Source organism: Caulobacter sp. FW305-C-30-S16 (assembly GCF_058783025.1).
In genome coordinates this window covers 385,669-405,801 of record NZ_JBYSYH010000002.1, presented here as the reverse complement: position 1 = coordinate 405,801, position 20,133 = coordinate 385,669, and the positions used below count along the sequence as shown (strand labels likewise).

Here is a 20,133-nt window from a genome sequence, read left to right as displayed (position 1 = left end):
CCCGCCCCGTTTGTCTGACCAGTCTGCGACGACAGGGTTAACAGGCAGCCAATCCGCTCCCCGAAGACCTGCGACAACTTGCCGGGCGAGGGTTCAAGTCCCGTTAGGTGTTCGCGGCGATTATGCCCGCATGACACTGATCGCGATCCAGAGCCGCGGCGAGCTCCAGCGCATCCTCATCCTGGGGCTGCTCGTGCTCGGCATCGTCCTGGCCGCCGGGCTGGGCGCCCTGGCGTTCTCGGCGCGCGCGGTCGACCAGGCGGTCGCGGCCGAGGAGCGGGACCTGGTGATCCGGACGCTGGACCGCCGCCAGACCGGCCTGGTCGGCGACATCGTCTCGGCCTCCGTCTGGGACGACGCCTACAACCTCACGGTCAAGGCCTTTGACGCCGCCTGGGCCGACGAGAACTACGGGGTCTACTACAGCACCTACATGCACCATGACCGCACCCTGGTGTTCGGGGCGGACGGAAAGGTGATCTACGCGTCCGAGGCCGGCGAGGTGGCGCCGCCGTCATCGCTCTCGACGTTCGCCCGCGACGCTGCGCCGCTGCTGGGCCGGCTGCGCCGCGAGGAGGCTCGCCGTCTGGCCGCCGGACCCGAGGCGCCGATCGGCGTGCAGGGCGTTACGACAACGACAGCCATCGTCGCCTCGGGCGGCGAACTGTGGATGCTGGCCCTGTCAACGGTGACCCCGGAAACCCGCGAGGTCGTCCAGACCGGGCGCCCGTCCTCAGTGATCCTGTCCGGCCGGCGCATCGACGGCGCCTTCCTGACCCAACTGCAGGACGACCTGGGCATCCGGGAGCTGCGCCTCCTGAAGGCCGGCGAGACGCCCAAAGGTCCTGCCGTACCGCTGGCGAACGCCGAGGGCGACGTGCTCGGCCGCCTCGCCTGGACCCCCAAGCAGCCGGGCGCCGGCATCCTGCGGGACGCGCTCGGCCCCGTGCTGCTGGTGTTCGCCGCGTTCGCGGTCGCCGCCTGGGCGCTCGCGCGGCGGGTCCTGGCGGCCCTGCACAGCCTGGCCGTCAACGACGCCAAGCTGGAGGCGGCGCTGGAGGACCTGACCGAAGCTCGCGACCGGGCCGAGGCGGCCAGCGTGGCCAAGACGCAGTTCCTCGCCAATATCAGCCACGAGATCCGCACGCCGCTCAACGGCGTGCTCGGCATGGCGCAGATCATGGACCGCGGCGAACTCGCGCCCGTTCAGCGCAAGCACCTGGCGATCATCAGGGAATCCGGCGCGACGCTGCTGACCCTGCTGAACGACGTGCTCGACCTGGCCAAGATCGAGGCCGGCAAGCTGGACATCCAGCGCGAGGACACCGATCTGGGCGCCGTCGTGTCGGGTGTCTGCGCCACCTTCACGGCGCTGGCGCTGGAGAAGTCCCTCAAGCTGGGCTTCGCGATCGAGCCGTCCGCCGCCGGCGTCTGGCGCCTGGACGCCATGCGCGTGAACCAGGTGCTGGCGAACCTGATCTCAAACGCCATCAAGTTCACCGCCGCCGGACATGTCTCTGTGCGCGTCTGGACCAGCACGCGGGGGGTCGAGTTCGCGGTGCTCGACACCGGCGCCGGGATCCCGGCCGACCGGCTCGCCGAACTCTTCGGCAAGTTCAACCAGCTCGACGCCTCGACCACCCGGCGGTTCGGCGGGACGGGCCTGGGCCTGGCGATCAGCCGCGAGCTTGTTCAGCTGATGGGTGGCGAGATGAGCGTCGAGAGCACCGTCGGCCAGGGATCCTATTTCAGCTTCTTCCTGCCCGCTGAAGCGAGCCGGAGCCGCGCCGCCGCCTGACCGGGCGCTGGACCGTTCCGACGCCGGCGGGCAGGATTGCCCCACCGAAAACCGGTGGAGCGGGGCAAACGACATGAAGCGCGCAGTGACCCCCGCGCATCACCGTGACCCTGCAGCAGTGCCGGCCGCGAACAAGGGCGTGAGGACGCTCTTCCATACCGTTGCGGCGCCGGAGTAAGACGGTTCCATGGCCAACAAGCCCGAGAGCCCCACCGAACCGTTCAAGCGCGCCCTGGCGCACGCCGCGCGATCGCTCGCCGAAATGGCCGACCTTGAGGTCGTGTTCTCCGGCGACGGCCCCTCACTGTCCGGCAACCGGGCGGTGCTGCCGCATCCGCCGCGGGACCTGACCTCGAAGGAGGCCTCGCGGATCCGCGGGATGGCCGACCAGATGGCCCTGCGGCTGGCGCACCACGACGCCGCCACCCATGCCCGGAACATGCCGTCCTCACCCGTCGCACGGGCGGTGTTCGAGGCCGTGGAACAGGCGCGGATCGAGGCCATCGGGGCCAACGCCCTGGGCGGGGTGCGCAACAATCTGACCGCCCTGCTGGAGCAGAGCGTCGAGCGCAAGGGCCTGTCGCGAAACATCGAGCAGCTGACCATGCCGGTGGCCGACGCGGTGGCCCTGATCATGCGCGAGCGCCTGACCGGCGACGCTCCGCCCGAATCCGCCCGCGCGCTGGTCGACTCCTTCCGGCCGAAGCTCGACGCCATGGCCTCGGCGGAACTCGACCAGATGGTCGCCGCCGCCGACGACCAGCAGGCCTATGGCAAGGCCGTCCGCGCCTTCCTGCGCGGCATGGAGCTGAGCGACGACGTCGACCCTTCCGAGTCCAGCAAGGACGAGGAAGAGGGCGAGGAAGACCAGGCCCAGTCCAGCGAGAGCGAAGACGGGGAAGGCGACGGCGAGACTCCGGAAGGCTCCTCGATGGACGAGTCCGACGGGTCCGACAGCGAGTCCCAGGACGGCGAGGAACAGATGGTGGAGTCCGACGAGGACGCCACCGAGATGAGCGAGGACGCGCCGGAGATGGGCGACGGCGCCAAGCCCGCCCGTCCCGACATCAAGGACGATGGCCGCGCCGAACCGCCCTACAAGGTGTTCACCACCGCCCATGACGAGATCGTCGGCGCCGAGGAGCTGTGCGACGCCGAGGAGCTGACCCGGCTGCGGGCCTATCTCGACCAGCAACTGGCCAGTCTGTCGAGCGTTGTGTCGCGACTGGCCAACAAGCTGCAGCGGCGACTGATGGCGCAGCAGAACCGGTCGTGGAGCTTCGACCTCGAGGAGGGGATGCTCGACGTCGCGCGCCTGCCGCGGATCATCACCGACCCGACCGCGCCGCTGTCGTTCAAGCAGGAAGAGGACATCCAGTTCCGCGACACCGTCGTGACCCTGCTGATCGACAATTCCGGCTCGATGCGCGGGCGGCCGATCATGGTCGCCGCCGTCTGCGCCGATATCCTGGCCCGCACGCTGGAGCGGTGCGCGGTCAAAACCGAGATCCTCGGGTTCACCACCCGCGCCTGGAAGGGCGGCATCAGCCGCGACGACTGGATCAAGAGCGGTAAGCCCGCCTCGCCCGGTCGCCTCAATGACCTGCGCCACATCGTCTACAAGGCCGCCGATGCGCCCTGGCGGCGGGCCCGGCGCAACCTCGGCCTGATGATGCGCGAGGGGCTGCTGAAGGAGAACATCGACGGCGAGGCGCTGATGTGGGCCCACCAGCGGCTGATCACCCGCACCGAACAGCGCCGCATCCTGATGGTCATCAGCGACGGCGCGCCGGTCGACGACTCGACCCTGTCGGTCAACAGCGGCCACTATCTGGAACGCCACCTGCGCAGCGTGATCACCGAGATCGAGACCAAGAGCCCGGTCGAGCTGCTGGCCATCGGCATCGGCCACGACGTGACGCGCTACTACAAGAAGGCCGTAACCATCGTCGACGTCGAGCAGCTGGGCGGGGCGCTGGTTGAGCAGCTGGCCGGCCTGTTCGAGGACGAGCCCCGGCGCGTCGCCAATGTGCGGGGGCTGCTGGCCGCACCGCCGGTGACCCAGCCGCCGCCGCCCAAGACCGTGACGTTCAAGCAGGTCAGTGAGGCCGTCGGCTGATGCGCCGCAGGGTGACAGCCGCCGCCGGCGCCCTGGTCGCCACCGCGCTGTCGCTGGCCGCCTGTGTTACCAGCCGGACCAGCCTGCCCGCCGCGCCCGTCGCGGCCGGACACGGCGTGACGATCAAGACCTCGACGGTGGCGCTCGATCCGTCCGACCCGGGCCGCAAGGCGGTCGGCGACTTTATCTACGCCGGCGGAATCGCCATCACCGGCGCCGACACCAGCCGGCTGCACGGGCTCTCGGATCTGGTCATCGAGCCGGACGGCGACGTCCTCTCCGTCACCGATGACGGCGCCGACCTGTTCACCGGGCGGCTGGCGCTGGACGAGACCGGACGGCTGATCGGGCTGACGGACGGCGCCCTGCGACCGCTGACCGGCCTCGACGCGCAGCCGCTGCAGGGCAAGAACTGGGGCGACGCCGAGGGCGTCACCCGGCTCGGCAACGGCGAGATGCTCGTCAGCTTCGAGCGGGAACACAGGATCTGGCGCTACGCCCCGTCCAGCAATCGCCCGCCGAAGCCTGTGGCCATGCCTGCCGTCGCGATGGCCGAGAACGACGGAATGGAGGGCCTGGCCGCCGCCCCGACCGTGATCGCCGACGGCTACTGGGTCGGCGTCGAGCCCGGCGGCATCTGGTTCTGCCGGCTGAATGTCTCCTGCGAGGAAAAGGCGGGCCTGCCGAAGCCGCCGCCCGGCTACCGCCTTTCAAGCCTGACCACCGGGCCGAAGGGTGAGCTGATCATCCTGCACCACAGCTACATCCCGGCGATCGGGTCGCGGATCATCGTTTCGGTGGTGCGGGATCCGCTGGGCGCCCGGAAGGTGATCGGCAGCCTGGCGATGACCCCGCCGATGAGCGTCGACAACTATGAAGGCGTGACCGTCGTGCCGAAGGGGAACGGCGGCTGGCGGCTCTATCTACTGTCGGATGACAACTTCAGCCCGACCCAACGCACCCTGCTGCTGGCCTTCGACTGGATGCCGCCCAAATGAGACCTGCCTGCGTCACCGACTACCGCGAGCTGGCGAAACGCCGGCTGCCGCGCGTGCTGTTCGACTATCTCGACGGCGGATCGTACGCCGAGGCGACCCTGCGGCGGAACGTCGAGGACTTCGAGGCCCTGGCCCTGCGCCAGCGGGTGATGCGGGACGTCTCATCCATCTCGCTCGAGACCGAACTGTTCGGCCAGAAGCTGGCCATGCCGATGGTCCTGTCGCCGATAGGGATGGGCGGCATGTACGCCCGCCGCGGCGAGGTGCAGGCGATGAAGGCCGCGCGTGGCGCGGGCATCAACATGTGCCTGTCGTCGCTGTCGATCTGCGATGTCGAGGAGGTCACGAAGGACGGTGGCGCGCCGCCCTGGTACCAGCTCTACATCATCAAGGACCGCGGCTACATGAAGGAGCTGCTGGCGCGGGTGACCGAGCTGGGCTGCCCCGTCGTGGCTTTCACCGTCGACCTGCCGGTGCCGGGCGCCCGCTATCGCGACGTGCGGTCCGGGCTGTTCGGGGCGCAGTCGCCGTTCGTGCCGCTGCAGCGGGCCTGGGACGGGATAACCCATCCGGGCTGGGCCTGGGACGTGATGGCCATGGGCGGTCCGCACAAGTTCGGCAACCTCGCGCCGGCGATTCCCGAGGCCAAGGGGGTGATGGAGTTCTGGCCCTGGGTGACCAAGAATTTCGATCCGACCCTGACCTGGAAGGACCTCGACTGGATCCGCGAGAACTGGAAGGGGCCGCTGGTCATCAAGGGCATCCTCGACGCCGATGACGCGCGCGAGTGCAAGCGCTACGGCGCGGACGGACTGATCGTCTCCAACCATGGCGGCCGGCAGCTTGACGGGGTGCAGAGCGGCATCCGCGCCTTGCCCGCGATCGCCGACGCCGTGGGCGATGACCTGACCATCCTGATGGACGGCGGCGTCCGGTCCGGCCTGGATGTCGTCAAGGCGCTGGCCAGCGGCGCCAAGGGCTGTTTCATCGGTAGAGCCTGGGCCTGGGCCCTCGCCGGCGCCGGCCAGGCGGGCGTCGAGCACGTGCTGCAGATCATGCGGCAGGAGATGATGATGGCCATGGCCCTGACGGGCTGCACGGATGTGCGGGATGCGGGACGGGAGCTGTTGGCTTAAGTCGAAATACGGGAAAATCGAACAAATACACTCTTTACGATTATACCCGGCATGCTACGCTCACGGCATGGACGACACGCTGGGCGAAGAGCCCGCCCCTACACCTCTGTCCGGAAGCAAGGCAGGCCGCAATGAACGCCGCAAGCTACTGGCCACCCTTGCCAACAACCTTTGCGCGGCATCTCTAATCGCCGCGATCCTGCAGCCTGCGGTGACGATCATCCGGCAGGAACGCCCCTTCACAACCAATGATTACATTGTGGTGTTGGTCTTCGGTCTGGTCGGGTTTATGTTGCACGCAGCTGGTCGGGGCGTTGCGGCTGGCTTGGAGGACTGAGATGCTGTTGCCCATCCTCGCAATCATCACCGTGCTGGTCATCGGCGTCGGCGGCCCGTTCTACCTCGCCTGGAAAGACGGGCTTCTCAAGAAGTAGGCTGGAGCGTTTCAGCCAGCTTGGAGGACTGAATGATGTGGGCCATCCTCTCCATCATCTCCACGCTGATCATCGGCGTCGGAGGTCCGATCTTCCTTCTCTGGAAGGACGGCCTGCTCAAGAAATAGCCCGACGCGGAACCCCCAACGCAAACGGCCCGCGAGTCGCCTCGCGGGCCGTCTGTCGTCTTGAAGCTTGTCGCCTCAGGCGGCGGGCGCTTGCTCGGCCAGCTTGGCCTTGATCTGGCGCTTGATCTTCAGGGCGCGCGGCGAGAGATTCTCGTCCTTCGCCTTGGCCATGAAGGTGTCCAGGCCGCCACGGAAGTCCAGCGTGCGCAGGGCGGCGTTGGTGATCCGGAGCTTGAAGCTCTGGCCGAGCACGTCCGACTGGAGCGTGGCGGGCGAGAGGGCCGGCAGGAACCGACGCTTGGTCTTGATATTCGAGTGGCTCACGTTGTGCCCGACCATGGGACCAACACCGGTGAGTTCGCAGCGGCGCGACATGTAAGCGACCTTCGCATAATGATTTCGGGCGCGCGGAAGAGCCTCCCGCACGGGAGCGGCGGGTATAGGGAAGAGAGCGCAAGGCGTCAAGGATTGGAGTCGGGGACCCGCGTTCCTCTCCCGCGAGGGAGAGGGGGACCAGCCGCAGGCTGGTGGAGAGGGAAGCGCGGCGCCCGGCAGGATATGCGGATCGATTGCGCCTGGCCGGCCATCGCGGGCGCTTCCCTCTCCACCCTGCTCCGCAGGGTCCCCCTCTCCCTAGCGGGAGAGGAATGGGAGCAACTTTCGAATTGTGGTTAATCGCCGTTAAGATACAATATGTTGCGGTGAACAAATGCCGAATCGGACGAAGTCACTGATTCGGTCCTGATTCGTTTCGCCCCTGTTCGCTGCTAAGGTCCCAGGGCGTTAACTCCCAATACCGAGGCCGCCCGTGATCCGTTTCCTGTCGCTTGTTCTGGCCCTGATCGCCCTGGCCGCCGTTCCCGCGGCGCGGGCTGATGAGGACGGATTCCTCATGTACGGCGGGCCGATCTACGTCGGCGCCGTAGGCGGACAGAGCAACCGGCCCGAAGCCCTGGTGGTGCGCGGAGATATCATCGTCTTCACCGGCTCGCTGGCCGCCGCGCGCGCCAAGGCGAAAGGGCTGCCCGAGATCGACCTGAAAGGCGCGGCCGCCTATCCGGGCTTCGTCGATTCCCATGTGCACCTGACCGGCGTCGGCCTGCGCGAGATGACGCTCAACCTCGACCAGGTGACCTCGGTCGCCGGGCTGGTCGAGGCCGTGAAGGTCTATGCCGCCGCCAACCCCGGCGATGCGCCGATCATCGGTCGGGGCTGGATCGAGACCCACTGGCCGGAGGGACGGTTTCCCAACCGCGCCGACCTCGACGTCGTCGCGCCGACCCGGCCGGTGATTCTGGAGCGGGCCGACGGTCATGCCGTCGTCCTCAACACCGCCGCGCTGAAGCTGGCCGGGATCGACGGGAGCACCCCCGATCCCGCCGGCGGCCGGATCGAGCGTACGCCGGAGGGCGAGGCGACCGGGATGCTGATCGACACCGCCGCCGGCCTGATCGGGGCGCGGCTGCCGCCGATGTCGATGGCCACCCGGCGCGAGGCGCTGCAACGGGCCGTCGCGCTCTATGCGGCGCGTGGCTGGACCACCGCCGTCAACATGAGCACCAGCGCCGACGACGTGAAGGTGCTGATGGCCCTGGCCGCCGAGGGCAAGCTGCCGATCCGCGTCGACGTCTTCATGACGCCCGAGGATTCCGACGAGGTGCTGGAACGCGGCCCCTATGAGGACGCCACCGGACGGGTGCGGGTGCGCGGCGTGAAGCTCTATGTCGACGGCGCCCTGGGTTCGCGCGGCGCGCTGCTGCTCAAGCCCTATACCGACCGGCCCGAGACGTCCGGCCTGCAGATCGCCGAACACGACGCGACCATCGCCATCCTGGAGCGAGCCAAGGCGGTCAAGGCGCAGGTCGCGTTCCACGCCATCGGCGACAAGGGCAACCGGCTGGTGCTGGACTGGTTCGCGGAGGTGCTGGGCGACGACCGCAACGCCGCCCGCGCCCTGAACTGGCGGATCGAGCACGCGCAGATCCTCGACCCGCAGGATATCGCCCGCTTCGCCAGGCTGGGCATTGTCGCGTCGATGCAGCCGTCCCACGCGATCGGTGACCTGTATTTCGCGCCGTCGCGGCTGGGCCCAAACCGGCTCGAGGGCGCCTATGCCTGGAAGACCCTGCTGGACCGGGTCGCCACCATCGTGTTCGGCACCGATGCGCCCGTCGAGGTCGGCGATCCGCGCATCGAGTTCTACGCCGCCGTGGCCCGCAAGGATCTGAAGGGCAAGTCCGGCCCGGACTGGCATCCGGAACTGGCGATCGACCGTCCGTCGGCGCTCAGCGCCTTCACCCTGACCGCCAACCAGGTCGGCGGCGGCGACTGCGGCGTGCTGGTGCAGTCCTGCCCGGCGGACATCACCGTCTTCTCGCAGGACGTCATGACCATTCCGCAGGCGGACATCCTGACGGTGAAGCCTGTCCTGACCGTGGTCGGCGGCCGGATCGTCCACGACGGGCGATAGTCGCGCCCCATCTGTCCAGGATCCGGGCAAGGCGCCGCAGATCGGTTCGGCGCCCTTGTCGCGCACCCGCGACTCCCCCACCTTTCCTGTATGAGTGACCGTTCCACAGGCCAGGCTGCACACAGGCTCGTGGCGGTGCTTGGCCCGACCAACACCGGCAAGACCCATCTCGCCGTCGAGCGGATGCTGGGTCACCATAGCGGCATGATCGGCTTGCCGCTGCGGCTGCTGGCGCGGGAGATCTACGACCGGGTGGTGCGGCTGAAGGGCCCGCGCGAGGTCGCGCTGATCACCGGCGAGGAGAAGATCGTCCCGCCCCGGCCGCAGTATTTCATCTGCACCGTCGAGGCCATGCCGCTCGGCCGCGAGGTCGACTTCCTCGCCATCGACGAGATCCAGCTGTGCGCCGATCCCGAACGCGGTCACGTGTTTACGCACCGGCTGCTGCATGCGCGCGGCAAGCAGGAGACCATGCTGCTGGGCGCCGGGACCATGGCGCCGCTGGTCCGGCGGCTGCTGCCCGGGGTCGAGATCGTCGAGCGGGAGCGGTTCTCGCAGCTGCGCTACACCGGGCCCAAGAAGTTGACCCGCCTGCCCCGCCGCAGCGCCGTGGTCGCGTTCAGCGCCGACAATGTCTACGCCATCGCAGAGCTGATCCGCCGCCAGCGCGGCGGGGCGGCCGTGGTCATGGGCTCGCTCAGCCCCCGCACCCGCAACGCCCAGGTCGCGCTCTACCAGTCCGGCGAAGTCGACTTCCTGGTCGCCACCGACGCCATCGGCATGGGCCTGAACATGGACGTCGACCATGTCGCCTTCGCCGGGCTGCGGAAGTTCGACGGCAAGAAAACGCGGTTCCTGCATCCGCAAGAGATCGGCCAGATCGCCGGCCGGGCCGGGCGGCACGTGCGGGACGGGACGTTCGGCGTCACCGGCGAGGCCGAGGAGATGGACGAGGACCTCGTCGCCGCCGTCGAGGAGCACGCCTTCCAGCCCGTGGCCTCGGCCGAGTGGCGCAACCACCGGCTCGACTTCGGCGCCCTGCCCTCGCTCATCCGGTCGCTGGAGGCGACGCCGCAGCGCGAGGGGCTGATGCTGTCGGCCCAGGCGATCGACGAGACGGCGCTGAAGCGGATGGCCGAGGACGACGACGTCGTCCACCGCGTCCGCGACAGGGTGGCGCTGGAGCGGCTGTGGGAGGTCTGCCAGACGCCTGACTTCCGCAAGCAGACCCCGGACGAGCATCTGCGGCTGATCCGGGCGCTGTTCGACAACCTGACCACCGGTCGGCGGCGGCTGCCGGAGGACTGGATGGTCGGCCAGTTCAAGGGGCTGGACCGCACGGACGGCGAGATCGACACCCTGGCCTCGCGGCTCGCGGGAGTCAGGACCCTGGCCTATATCGCCAACCGGCCCGACTGGCTGGTCGATCCGGCCCACTGGCAGGGGGTGACGCGCGGTCTGGAGGAGCGCCTGTCCGACGCCCTGCACGAGAAGCTGATGGCGCGGTTCATCGACCGCCGCACCAGCGTGCTGATGCGCCAGCTGGGCGATCGGAGCGAGATGCTGGCGGGCGTGGCCGAGGACGGCACGGTGACCGTCGAGGGGCATGTCGTCGGTCGCCTGCAGGGCCTGTCCTTCGAGGCGCCGAAGGCGGCCTCCTCGCTGGAGGAAAAGGCCCTGCGCGGCGCGGCCCAGCGGGCGGTCGGACCGGAGGTCACGCGGCGGCTGGGACGGCTGGCCGCGGAAGACGACGAGGCTTTCAGCGTCACGCCCGACGGCGCGGTCCTGTGGCGCGGCGAGGCGGCCGGCCAGATGACCGACGGCGGCAAGGTGCGGCTGCTCGGCGAGCTGGGGCCGGAAACGGCGCGGGAGCGCGCACGCCAGCGGCTGCAGGCCTTCCTCGCGGCGGAACGGGAACGACGCCTGGAACCGCTGGTGAAGCTCGAACAGGCCATGGCCAGGGGCCAGGTGAAGGGCCTGCCGCGCGGCATCGGCCATCGGCTGGTCGAGGCCGGCGGGGTGCTGGACCGTCGGCTCGTCGAGGCCGACCTGCAGGCGCTGAGCCAGGCGGAACGGCGCAGTCTGCGGATGCTGGGCGTGCGGATCGGCGCCTTCAGCCTCTACATGCCTGGCCTGTTGACGCCCGAAGGTCTGGCCTTCGCCCAGGCCATGGCCGGCGGGACGTGGCGGCCGCCCGTGGACGCGCTGTCCAGGCTGCCGACTCCGCCCCCGCCCGCGCGCGCGCTGGCGGCGCGGGGCCTGCGCGCCGTGGGGTCGCTCGCGGCGCCCGTCGAGCAGCTGGAACGCCTGGATGAGTTGCTCCGCGCCGGGTTCAAGCCGGGCGTCGGCGTGATCCTGTCCGACGCGGCGCGTGAGACGCTCGGCTGGAGCGCGGTCGAGACGGCCACCATCCTGCGGGCGCTGGGCTTCACCCCGGCCAGCCGGACCGAGCCGATCGCCTGGCGACGACGCAACGACAAGACGGAGGTTGTCGCCGCCCCGCCCCCGCCGAACTCGCCCTTCGCCGCGCTGGCCGGCTTCAAGGCCGCGCCGCCGCGCCGCAAGCGCCCGCGTCGCCGCAAGCCCGCCGCCGCATGAGCGAGGAGTCCTGTCGCGCGGATGTCTGGCTGTGGCGCGCCCGGTTCTTCAAGACCCGGTCGATGGCGGCCCGCTATGTGGACGAAGGCCGGGTGCGGATCACCCGGGCAGGCGCGGAGGGGCGGCTCGACAAGCCGTCGCGGGTCCTGAAGCTGGGAGACGATCTCGTCTTCGCCTTCGGCGGCCGGGTCATCGCCGTCCGCGTCGCCGCTTTCGGGGCGCGGCGCGGACCGCCCGCCGAGGCGCGAGGCCTCTACAATCCGCTCGATGCGGCGACCGAAGAATGAGCGCGGACGCGGCGTTGAGTTTTCCTGTGAGGGCCATGAGCCCTCGCCGCATTGACAAGCCGGCCCCTGCCTTTGAAAAGGCGCGCGCACTCAACCGTCTGGACCACCAAGTTTCCCGATGACCTACATCGTCACTGACGCCTGCATCAAATGTAAGTTCATGGACTGCGTCGAAGTCTGTCCCGTGGACTGCTTCTATGAGGGCGAGAACTTCCTGGCCATCAGCCCCGACGAATGCATCGATTGCGGCGTGTGCGAGCCCGAGTGCCCGGTCGACGCGATCAAGCCCGACACCGAGGACGAGCCCGACGGCAAATGGCTGAAGATCAATTCCGAGTTCGCCAAGATCTGGCCGAACATCACCCTCAAGGGTGAACCGCCGGCGGACGCCGCCGACTTCGAGCGCGAGACGGGCAAGTTCGAGAAATACTTCAGCGACAAGCCCGGCAAGGGTTCGTGACCCGCGGGTACTGAATCCCCAGCGGGTGAGCCGGATTTCGCAACCCTTTCTTTGCACTCATTTTTGTGGTAGGGTTTGTTCTGACGTGACGGGTCCGCCGTCGCGCCTTGGTTTCAAGAACAGCCGCATCCGAACGGCGCGCATGGCGAAGGCCAGGGTGTCCTAAAGGTCTACACAATCTGACACGGCGCACTCCGCGGCCCCACCGCGGTCGGAGACGCTTTCGCTGTCGTCAGAAGGCCTGGAACAGCGGCTCGCGGGGCAGAACCCCGCGGACAGGGTGCAAGAGAAGGACGAACATATGAGCAAGTCTGGTCTGGCGTTTTCGGTCAACGACCACGTGGTCTACCCCGCCCATGGCGTGGGCACGATCCGTGCTGTCGAGACCCAGGAAGTCGCCGGCATGTCGCTTGAGGTCTATGTCATCACCTTCGACCACGAGAAGATGACGCTGCGGGTTCCGACCAAGAAGGCGGTCACCTCCGGCCTGCGTCCGCTGGCCGAAGGCCTGGTCGTGACCAAGGCCCTGACGACCCTCAAGGGCCGCGCCCGGGTCAAGCGCACCATGTGGTCGCGTCGCGCCCAGGAATACGAAGCCAAGATCAACTCCGGCGACCTGATCTCCATCGCCGAGGTGGTGCGCGACCTGCACCGCGCCGAGAACCAGCCGGAACAGTCCTATTCGGAGCGCCAGCTCTATGAATCGGCCCTGGACCGCATGGCCCGCGAAGTCGCCGCGATCGAGAAGATCGACCGCGACGCGGCGGTGGGCATCCTGACCAAGTCCCTGCAGAAGGCCGCCTAGGCTTTTTCAGCCGATGTGATTTTGTGAAACGCCCGGCGGCAACGCCGGGCGTTTTGCTTTGTACGGAGCCTGATGTCGGGGACATGTACCGAAGGTACGTGTCCCCTAATCCCGAATGCGTTCGCCTGCTTCCGCGAGTGGTCGCCCCTCCCGAAGGCTGGCTCGGAGTCGTGCGAGATCATCCGCTCGCATATCGACGTCGAAGAACCCGTCGCCTTCCTCATCCAACACCGCGTTCACCGCAACCGGCGTTATCAGGCGATCCACCCTAAGGCCGAGATGCGCCTGAACACTCGACCACGGCCAGTCCAACGCCCTTTCCACAAGACCCGCGCGAACGGGATTGAGGCCAACGTATCTGACGCATCGCCGGAAATAGACGTCATCCATCGGCGATGACTGAAAGCGTCCTTGCCAGAGACACCCGGTCCAGGTCTCACGCGCGTTGATGTACCGGGTGTATTTCAGGTGCGTCCGGCCAACGGCGATCGCCAGGCCAGTCTCATCCCGCGGCGTGGCAATCAGATGCACGTGGTTGGGCATCAGGCAGTAGGCCAAGACCTCAACATCTGCTGCTCCGAACTGATCCTGCGCGATCGTCAGATAGGACGCGTAGTCAGCCGGTCGGAAGAAGGTGGGCTGGCGCCGGTTCCCACGCTGCATCACGTGGTGAGGCAACCCTGGAATGACGATGCGGGCTTGACGCGGCATAGTTTACCATAGCGCGCATCATTCGATTTACAATCTTTGGGATGGCATGATTTGGGGGACACGTACCTTGCAGGTACATGTCCCCGATGACCCTGCCCGCTTCCCCGTCCTCCGCCCGCAACCGTGAGCCGCTCCTCGCGGTGCTCCGACGCTGGCTGCCGCCGTCGGGAACTGTGCTGGAGGTGGCCAGCGGACTCGGCGAGCACGCGGCCTGGTTCGCCGAGGCGCTGCCGGGGATCACCTGGCAGCCGACCGACCGGAGCGAGGAGGCGCTGGAGATCCTCAGGGCGCGGCGGGATGCGGCGGGCTTGCCCAACCTGGCCCCACCCCTCGTCCTGAACGCCGCCGAACCGGACGGCTGGCCATTGATCCGGGCCGACGCAATCGTCTGCATCAACATGGTCCACATCTCGCCCTGGGCGGCGACACAGGGACTGATGGCGGGCGCCGCGCGGGTGCTGCCCGCCGGCGGGTCGCTGATCCTCTATGGCCCCTATGTCGAAGCGGGTGTTGAGACCGCGCCGAGCAACCTCGCCTTCGACGCCGACCTGCGCCGTCGTGATCCGGCGTGGGGCCTGCGGGATCTGGCCGACGTCACGGCCCTCGCCGCCGGACACGGCCTGACCCTTGCCGAGCGCGTCGCCATGCCGGCCAACAATCTCTGCCTGCTGTTCCGGCGCTAGCCACGCCGAAGGGGACATGTACCGCAGGTACGTGTCCCCCAATCGAGCGGCTACGGGTTTAGGGGACACGTACCTTCGGTACATGTCCCCTACGCTCGACTCCCCCAGCGTCAGCCGTCGCAGTGTCGTCGTCTGAACCAACGGAACCCGCCGATGAAACCGCCCGCCTGGCGCCAGGACGCCGCCCTCTATCCGCACAGCGTCCGGGTGCAGACCCGCTATCACGACGAGGACCGGCTGGGGCACGTCAACAATATCGCCGTGGCGGCCTACTACGACGAGGCGCGGTCGCAGCTGATGCGGCGGACCTTCGAACTGACGAACGGCCTGACCGGGGTGCGCATCGTCACCGCCGACGTGCGGGTCAGCTACCAGGGCGAGGTGTTCCACCCGGGCGATGTGGAGGTGTTCTCCGGCATCCTGCGGATCGGCAATTCGTCGTGGGAGATCGGCCAGACCATGTACCAGGCGGGCCGTTGCGTCGGGGTCGCCACCACGGTGCTGGTGCAGGCCTCGTCGGAGGGATCGAGCACTATCCTCCCGGCGCTGCGTGCAGCGCTTGAGCAGTTGATGGTCGTTGCGCCCTAAGGGACACGGGGACATGTACCGAAGGTACGTGTCCCCCAAATCGAGCGGCCGGGGTTAGGGGACACGTACCTGCGGTACATGTCCCCTTCTACCCCAGCGCCGCCACGCGCTTCGCCAGCGCCTGGTTGACCGCCACGTAGTGAGGGCGGAAGTCGCGCTCCAGCTTTTCGGCCGTGAAGGTCATCGCGATCAGGCCGCCCATATCCTCGCCATGCAGAAGTCGCGTGCCCTCGGCGACGGGCTCCAGCGTGAAGTGGTGCGTGCCGTGGAACAGCAGCGGCACCACGCCTGACCATGCGAGGGCGCTGTAGGGCTCGAACCGGGTCAGCCGGACCGTCTGGGTCACGGTCGCGCCGGGGCGGCCGGCGGGGTTCAGGAAGGTCGTGCGGATCTTGCCGCCGGCCCGCGCTTCACCCTCGGCGGCGATGTTGAGCGGGTTCCACTCGTGATAGCGCGCAAAGTCGGTCAGCACGGCCCAGACCTTGGCCGGGGCGGCGGAAATGACGGCTTCGGTACGGATCTGTTTCATGGATCGAGCCTGCCGGAGCAGAGCCGGCGGATCAACCGTTCGGCGGACATCCCCTGAAGTGCATGTCCCCGCGCATCCTATGTGATCCATGTTCAGATCGCCCGCGTATTGCCTTCAAAGGGAGACGCTCCATGGCGACCGCATCCGAGGCAGGGCCTGTTGAAAGACGCTTCATGCGTGAAGCCATGCGGGCGCCGTTGCTCGATCTGGACCGGGAGCAGTCGCTGGCCCGCCGCTGGCGCGATGACGCCGACGACGAGGCGCTGCAGGAGCTGACCGGCGCCTACATGCGGCTGGTCATCGCCATGGCCGCGAAGTTCCGTCGCTTCGGCCTGCCGATGGCCGATCTGGTCCAGGAGGGCGCGGTCGGCCTGATGCAGGCCGCCGACCGGTTCGATCCGGACCGCGGTGTGCGGTTCTCGACCTACGCCGGCTGGTGGGTGCGGGCGGCGATGCAGGACTTCGTGCTGCGCAACTGGTCGATCGTGCGGACCGGAACCACGGCCTCGGGCAAGAGCCTGTTCTTCAAGCTGCGCGGACTGCGCGCGCGACTGGGCGACCTGGAAGGCCGGCTGACCAACGAGGCGCGGACCAAGATCGCCGAGGAACTGGGCGTCGAGGAGGGCGAGGTCGAGGCCATGGCCGCCCGCATGGGCGGTCCCGACCGGTCGCTCGACGCGCCGATCACCGGCGATGGCGAGGAGGACTGGCTGGGCCTGCTGCCCGACGAGCGCGACCGGCCCGACCAGGTGGTCGAGGCGACCCTCGACGGCGAACGGCGCCATGGCCTGATCGGCCGCTCGATGGCCAAACTCACGCCCCGCGAACGCTCCGTGATCGAGGCCAGGCGACTGGCCGATGACCCGGTCACGCTCGAGGCGCTGGGCGTCCAGATGGGCGTATCGAAGGAACGGGTGCGCCAGATCGAGCAGGCCGCGCTGGCCAAGATGCGCGCCAGTATCGAGCGCGAGGTCGGCGATCCGGTCGCGGCCGGTCTGGTCGGCTAGCGCGCGGCGCCGTCGTGGACCGGGCGCCGCCGCCCGGGCGCGAATGCCGGCGCCCAGGCGGTCTCCGGCGTCAGGAACGGTAGACGCCCTTCCGGGTCGAAGCCGATGTCGGGCGGCGTGACACGCCACAAGGGCGCCCAGGCTCCCGCCGCTTCCAGCCTGGCCCGGACCGTCGCCGCGGCATCGGCCGGCAGCGTCGCGAACGCCGTCTGAAGCGCCTTCAGACAGTGCACCCGGTTGAGATTGACCGGCAGCCGCCAGTCGACGCCCTGCAGGGTCACTGCGAACATGGTCTGCCCCGCCGCCCTGGCCTCGGCGTTGGCGGCCAGACTGGGCAGATAGCCGGTCGCCGCCTCCGCGAGGAAGGGCTCCCAGTCGTCCGGGACGGCGTCCAGCAGCGTGCCGTCCGCAAAGGCCGAGGCCCTGGCGTTCCACATCCGCGCCACCCATTCGAACACCGCCGGGGCCGTATCGCGCATGATCCGCGCCGGCGTCGGGTCGAGGCTGAAATGGCGGAACATGGAGCCCATGAAGCCGAAGTCGGCGAGGCTGGGGCGATCGCCGAGCAGGAAGGGCCGCTTGACGAGGATCGCCTCGAGCGCGGCCAGGCTGCGGTGGTAGAGCGCCTCGACCGCACCCCGTGTCGCCGGGGTGATCCCGTCGCCGCGGACATATTTGCGCTGCTGCCGGGCAATGATCACCGCCGTCCGCAAGGCGAGCGGCACGGGAACGTCGCGCAGCATTTCCGCGGCGATGCGGCGGCCCATCAGCGCGGTGTCCGGCTGGAAGCTCCAGCGGTAGTGAAGCGCCGGCCGCCACAGCCATTCGTCGGCGTAGTCTTCCAGCAGCAGGCTGAAGAAGCGTAGCGCCGGATCCCGGGGCGTAACGGCGGGGCCCGCCCGGCGCGCCTCGATCCAGCCGATGATCGCCGTGGTGTCGGTCATCCAGCGGCCGTCGGACAGTTCGATGGCCGGCATCTGGGCCATGCCGGTCGCCCGGGCGGCACGGCGCAGGCCGGCCGTGTCCATGTCTGCAAAGTCGAACGGCAGCTCGCAGTAGCGCAGATAGGCCTGCAGTTTGCCGGTGAAGTAGGACAGATCCAGCCCGTGAACCCGCATCCCGGCCAGGGCGGCCAGATCCGGATGCGCGGGCGGGCTCACTTCGCCCTGTCTCCCATCACCCGCAGCCCCAGTCCGACGATCACGATCAGCACCGCCTCGATGACCATCGGCGGAACCAGCACCGCGCCGCCGCCGGTGACCAGCAGGTTGATCACCCGGCCCGTCAGGGCGATCGCCAGCAGCAGCAGCACCGGGACCAGCCACCGGCGCTCGTTGCGCACCGCCGCTGTCAGCGACAGCACGCCCGCCGCGCCGAAGAAGCCGGCCATGTCGGCCCGCAGCGTGCCCAGCCCCGCCGCGCCGTCCGGCAACAGGCCCATCGTCGCGCCGATCTTGTCCGGCGTGATCCAGAAGCGGCTGGCGATCAGCAGCGCGAGCAGGCCGACGAGCCCGAGCAGGCCCCGCATGAAGGTGCGTCCCATGGTCTCTTCCCCGTTTGTCTTGTCCCGGCGCCACCGGAGGACCCGGTAGACGGCGTATGAAAGGGCGCCGGCCAGTACGATCAGGCCGGCCGTCAGCGGCAGCGCGAACGCCTCGGCGATCCGCAGGAAGATGTTCTTGGCAACCTCCCTGTCGGGCGCGTAGCCCGGCGGGATCTCCGCCACGCCGACCCGCGCCGCCCAGGCGCGGTAGTCGGCCAGCAGTTCGGCGGCCTTGCCGGGCATGGCCGCGCTGAGATCCCTGGTCTCGCCCGGATCGTTGGCGATGTCGTAGAGCCGCCATGTCGGGCTGCCGAGGGCGCCGGCGTTGCGCGTCAGCTTCAGGTCGCCCTTGAACAGCGCCGCATCGCCCGCCGCTTCCAGGCCGACCGGCGTATCGGCGTCATAGGCGGCCTCCGCCTCGCCGGTCAGGACCGGCCTGAGACTGCGCCCCGACAGCGGCGCGGCCGGCGCAGGGGCCGGCGCGACGCCGGCATAGTCGAGCACGGTCGGCGTGATGTCGCTGATGATCGAGAAGGCGCGGTTGGTCGCACCGGGGCGCACGCCCGGCCCCGCCACGATCAACGGCACCCGCGTGCCGCCCTCCGACGCGTAGAACTTGAACAGGGCGCCCGGCGCGGCGGCGGCGCTGGCCCAGCCCGGACCGATCGCAGCGTAGGTTCCCTTGCCGCCCAGTCCCTGCGCGCCCCAGCGGTAGCCGACGCTCTTCATCCACAGCTGGAACACCGGCTCGACCGTCGGGTCGCCGGCCTCCGGGCCGTTGTCCGAGAGCACCACGAACAGGGTGTTGTCGTACTGGCCAGTCGACTTGAGGTGGGCGACCAGTCGACCGAGCTCATGGTCCATCGCCTCCAGCATGCCGGCGTTGACCGCCATGCGTTTGGCGGCCAGCTGCTGCTCGGCCGCCGAAAGCCTGTTCCAGTCCTTCACATTGGCCGGCATCGGCCCCATCGGCGTGCCGGCGGGGATCAGGCCGGCGCGGACCGCGCCCGCATAGCGGCGCTGGCGCTGGGCCTGCCAGCCGTCGGCGTAGCGGCCCTCGTACTTCGCGACGTATTCCGCCGGCACCTGGATCGGGATGTGGATCGCCAGGAACGGCAGATAGGCGAAGAACGGCCGGCCATCGTCGGGCTTGTCCTTGATGTAGCCGATCATGCGATCGACGAGGAATTTCGACGAATAGTAGTCGCCCGGCAGGGTCGCCCGCTTGCCGTCCTCGAGCCAGTCGGCCTGGCGATAGATCGGGAAATAGGGCCGCTGCTCCCAGTTGTCCGCGCCGGTGGCGTCCAGCGCGAACGAACGGTCAAAGCCGCGGGCGCCGGGCAGATCGCCGGGTTCGTGCCCCAGGTGCCACTTGCCGGCCATCCAGGTGTGGTAGCCGCCCGCCTGCAGCCGGCTGGCCAGCGTCACGACGTTGGCCGCCAGCCGGCCCTGGTAGGCGGGGTCGTCGCGATGCTCGGGCGGGGTCGATTCCGGCAGGTTGGCGACGCCCGCCGTGTGGCTGTCGACGCCGGTCAGCAGCATCGCGCGCGAGGGCGCGCACATCGGCGTGGCGTGGAAGTTGGCGAACCGCGTGCCGCGCGCGGCCAGGGCGTCGATCGTCGGGGTGGCGATCTCGCCGCCATAGGCGCCGAAGTCGGTGTAGCCGGCGTCATCGACGAGGATGATCACGATATTGGGCGCCCGGGACGGAACCGGCGCCGCGGCGCTGGGCCCGAACGCCAGCGCCAGCAGGCCCAGCAGCGCCAATGCGGCGGCCCGCAGTGCGCGGTGCGAGACGGTGTTGACCCGGATTACGCCGCTCATCACCGCCTCGCCCGT

General features: G+C 69.0%; 18 protein-coding genes. 13 read left to right on the top strand and 5 right to left on the bottom strand.

The features are described from left to right. Positions 1 to 130: 130 nt before the first annotated feature. From AC3WJT_RS08900 to AC3WJT_RS08880, 5 genes are all read left to right on the top strand, one after another. On the top strand, positions 131 to 1,798 hold the full coding sequence (locus AC3WJT_RS08900) for a sensor histidine kinase (RefSeq protein WP_492342751.1): 1,668 nt from the start codon (positions 131 to 133) through the stop codon (positions 1,796 to 1,798). Positions 1,799 to 1,985: 187 nt separating this feature from the next. Continuing rightward, the gene (cobT, locus tag AC3WJT_RS08895) at positions 1,986 to 3,917 is read left to right on the top strand and encodes a cobaltochelatase subunit CobT (RefSeq protein WP_492342750.1); all 1,932 of its coding nucleotides are present in this window, start codon (positions 1,986 to 1,988) and stop codon (positions 3,915 to 3,917) included. After that, the gene (locus AC3WJT_RS08890; RefSeq protein WP_492342749.1) at positions 3,917 to 4,915 is read left to right on the top strand and encodes an esterase-like activity of phytase family protein; all 999 of its coding nucleotides are present in this window, start codon (positions 3,917 to 3,919) and stop codon (positions 4,913 to 4,915) included. The genes cobT and AC3WJT_RS08890 overlap by 1 nt, the downstream gene beginning before the upstream one ends. Further along, a complete protein-coding gene (locus AC3WJT_RS08885; RefSeq protein ID WP_492342748.1) occupies positions 4,912 to 6,051 on the top strand; it encodes an L-lactate dehydrogenase in 1,140 nt (379 codons plus the stop codon). Before AC3WJT_RS08890 ends, AC3WJT_RS08885 begins: the two co-directional genes overlap by 4 nt. A 67-nt stretch (positions 6,052 to 6,118) precedes the next feature. Further along, positions 6,119 to 6,388 (top strand): hypothetical protein, encoded by a 270-nt coding sequence (locus AC3WJT_RS08880; RefSeq protein WP_492342747.1) that lies wholly within the window; start codon positions 6,119 to 6,121, stop codon positions 6,386 to 6,388. A 300-nt stretch (positions 6,389 to 6,688) separates the two neighbouring features. Here the strand turns inward: AC3WJT_RS08880 and rpmB are convergent, their stop codons facing one another. Beyond that, a complete protein-coding gene (gene rpmB / locus AC3WJT_RS08875) occupies positions 6,689 to 6,988 on the bottom strand; it encodes a 50S ribosomal protein L28 (protein ID WP_492342746.1) in 300 nt (99 codons plus the stop codon). 433 nt (positions 6,989 to 7,421) lie between these two features. On the opposite strand from rpmB, the gene AC3WJT_RS08870 reads away from it, so the two are divergent. The 5 genes from AC3WJT_RS08870 (at position 7,422) to AC3WJT_RS08850 (ending at position 13,233) form a co-directional block, all read left to right on the top strand. Beyond that, positions 7,422 to 9,083: an amidohydrolase gene (locus tag AC3WJT_RS08870; protein ID WP_492342745.1), complete on the top strand. Its 1,662-nt coding sequence runs from the start codon at positions 7,422 to 7,424 to the stop codon at positions 9,081 to 9,083. 90 nt (positions 9,084 to 9,173) lie between these two features. Further along, positions 9,174 to 11,681, top strand: a complete 2,508-nt coding sequence (locus AC3WJT_RS08865; RefSeq protein ID WP_492342744.1) for a helicase-related protein — start codon at positions 9,174 to 9,176, stop codon at positions 11,679 to 11,681. Then, positions 11,678 to 11,968: an RNA-binding S4 domain-containing protein gene (locus tag AC3WJT_RS08860; RefSeq protein ID WP_492342743.1), complete on the top strand. Its 291-nt coding sequence runs from the start codon at positions 11,678 to 11,680 to the stop codon at positions 11,966 to 11,968. Before AC3WJT_RS08865 ends, AC3WJT_RS08860 begins: the two co-directional genes overlap by 4 nt. Before the next feature lie 118 nt (positions 11,969 to 12,086). Continuing rightward, positions 12,087 to 12,428, top strand: a complete 342-nt coding sequence (gene fdxA / locus AC3WJT_RS08855) for a ferredoxin FdxA (protein WP_488899137.1) — start codon at positions 12,087 to 12,089, stop codon at positions 12,426 to 12,428. A gap of 301 nt (positions 12,429 to 12,729) precedes the next feature. Further along, positions 12,730 to 13,233 (top strand): CarD family transcriptional regulator, encoded by a 504-nt coding sequence (locus tag AC3WJT_RS08850; RefSeq protein ID WP_492342742.1) that lies wholly within the window; start codon positions 12,730 to 12,732, stop codon positions 13,231 to 13,233. A 105-nt stretch (positions 13,234 to 13,338) separates the two neighbouring features. Here AC3WJT_RS08850 and AC3WJT_RS08845 read toward each other — a convergent pair whose 3' ends face one another. Beyond that, complete coding sequence (locus tag AC3WJT_RS08845) at positions 13,339 to 13,944, bottom strand: transposase (protein WP_492342741.1); 606 nt, start codon at positions 13,942 to 13,944, stop codon at positions 13,339 to 13,341. 86 nt (positions 13,945 to 14,030) lie between these two features. Here AC3WJT_RS08845 and AC3WJT_RS08840 point away from each other — a divergent pair, with 86 nt between their 5' ends. Then, entirely contained in the window at positions 14,031 to 14,627 is a 597-nt protein-coding gene (locus tag AC3WJT_RS08840; protein WP_492342740.1) for a DUF938 domain-containing protein, read from the top strand. 153 nt (positions 14,628 to 14,780) lie between these two features. Further along, complete coding sequence (locus tag AC3WJT_RS08835) at positions 14,781 to 15,215, top strand: acyl-CoA thioesterase (protein WP_492342739.1); 435 nt, start codon at positions 14,781 to 14,783, stop codon at positions 15,213 to 15,215. Positions 15,216 to 15,303: 88 nt separating this feature from the next. Here the strand turns inward: AC3WJT_RS08835 and AC3WJT_RS08830 are convergent, their stop codons facing one another. Then, the gene (locus AC3WJT_RS08830) at positions 15,304 to 15,744 is read right to left on the bottom strand and encodes an SRPBCC family protein (protein ID WP_492342738.1); all 441 of its coding nucleotides are present in this window, start codon (positions 15,742 to 15,744) and stop codon (positions 15,304 to 15,306) included. A 62-nt stretch (positions 15,745 to 15,806) separates the two neighbouring features. Here AC3WJT_RS08830 and AC3WJT_RS08825 point away from each other — a divergent pair, with 62 nt between their 5' ends. Beyond that, positions 15,807 to 16,751, top strand: coding sequence for an RNA polymerase factor sigma-32 (locus tag AC3WJT_RS08825; protein WP_492342737.1), 945 nt, complete (start codon positions 15,807 to 15,809; stop codon positions 16,749 to 16,751). Here AC3WJT_RS08825 and AC3WJT_RS08820 read toward each other — a convergent pair. Next, a complete protein-coding gene (locus AC3WJT_RS08820; RefSeq protein ID WP_492342736.1) occupies positions 16,748 to 17,911 on the bottom strand; it encodes a glutathione S-transferase family protein in 1,164 nt (387 codons plus the stop codon). The two genes, AC3WJT_RS08825 and AC3WJT_RS08820, sit on opposite strands and share 4 nt — an antisense overlap. After that, on the bottom strand, positions 17,908 to 20,118 hold the full coding sequence (locus AC3WJT_RS08815) for an arylsulfatase (protein ID WP_492342735.1): 2,211 nt from the start codon (positions 20,116 to 20,118) through the stop codon (positions 17,908 to 17,910). The genes AC3WJT_RS08820 and AC3WJT_RS08815 overlap by 4 nt, the downstream gene beginning before the upstream one ends. Between the last annotated feature and the right edge of the window lie 15 nt (positions 20,119 to 20,133).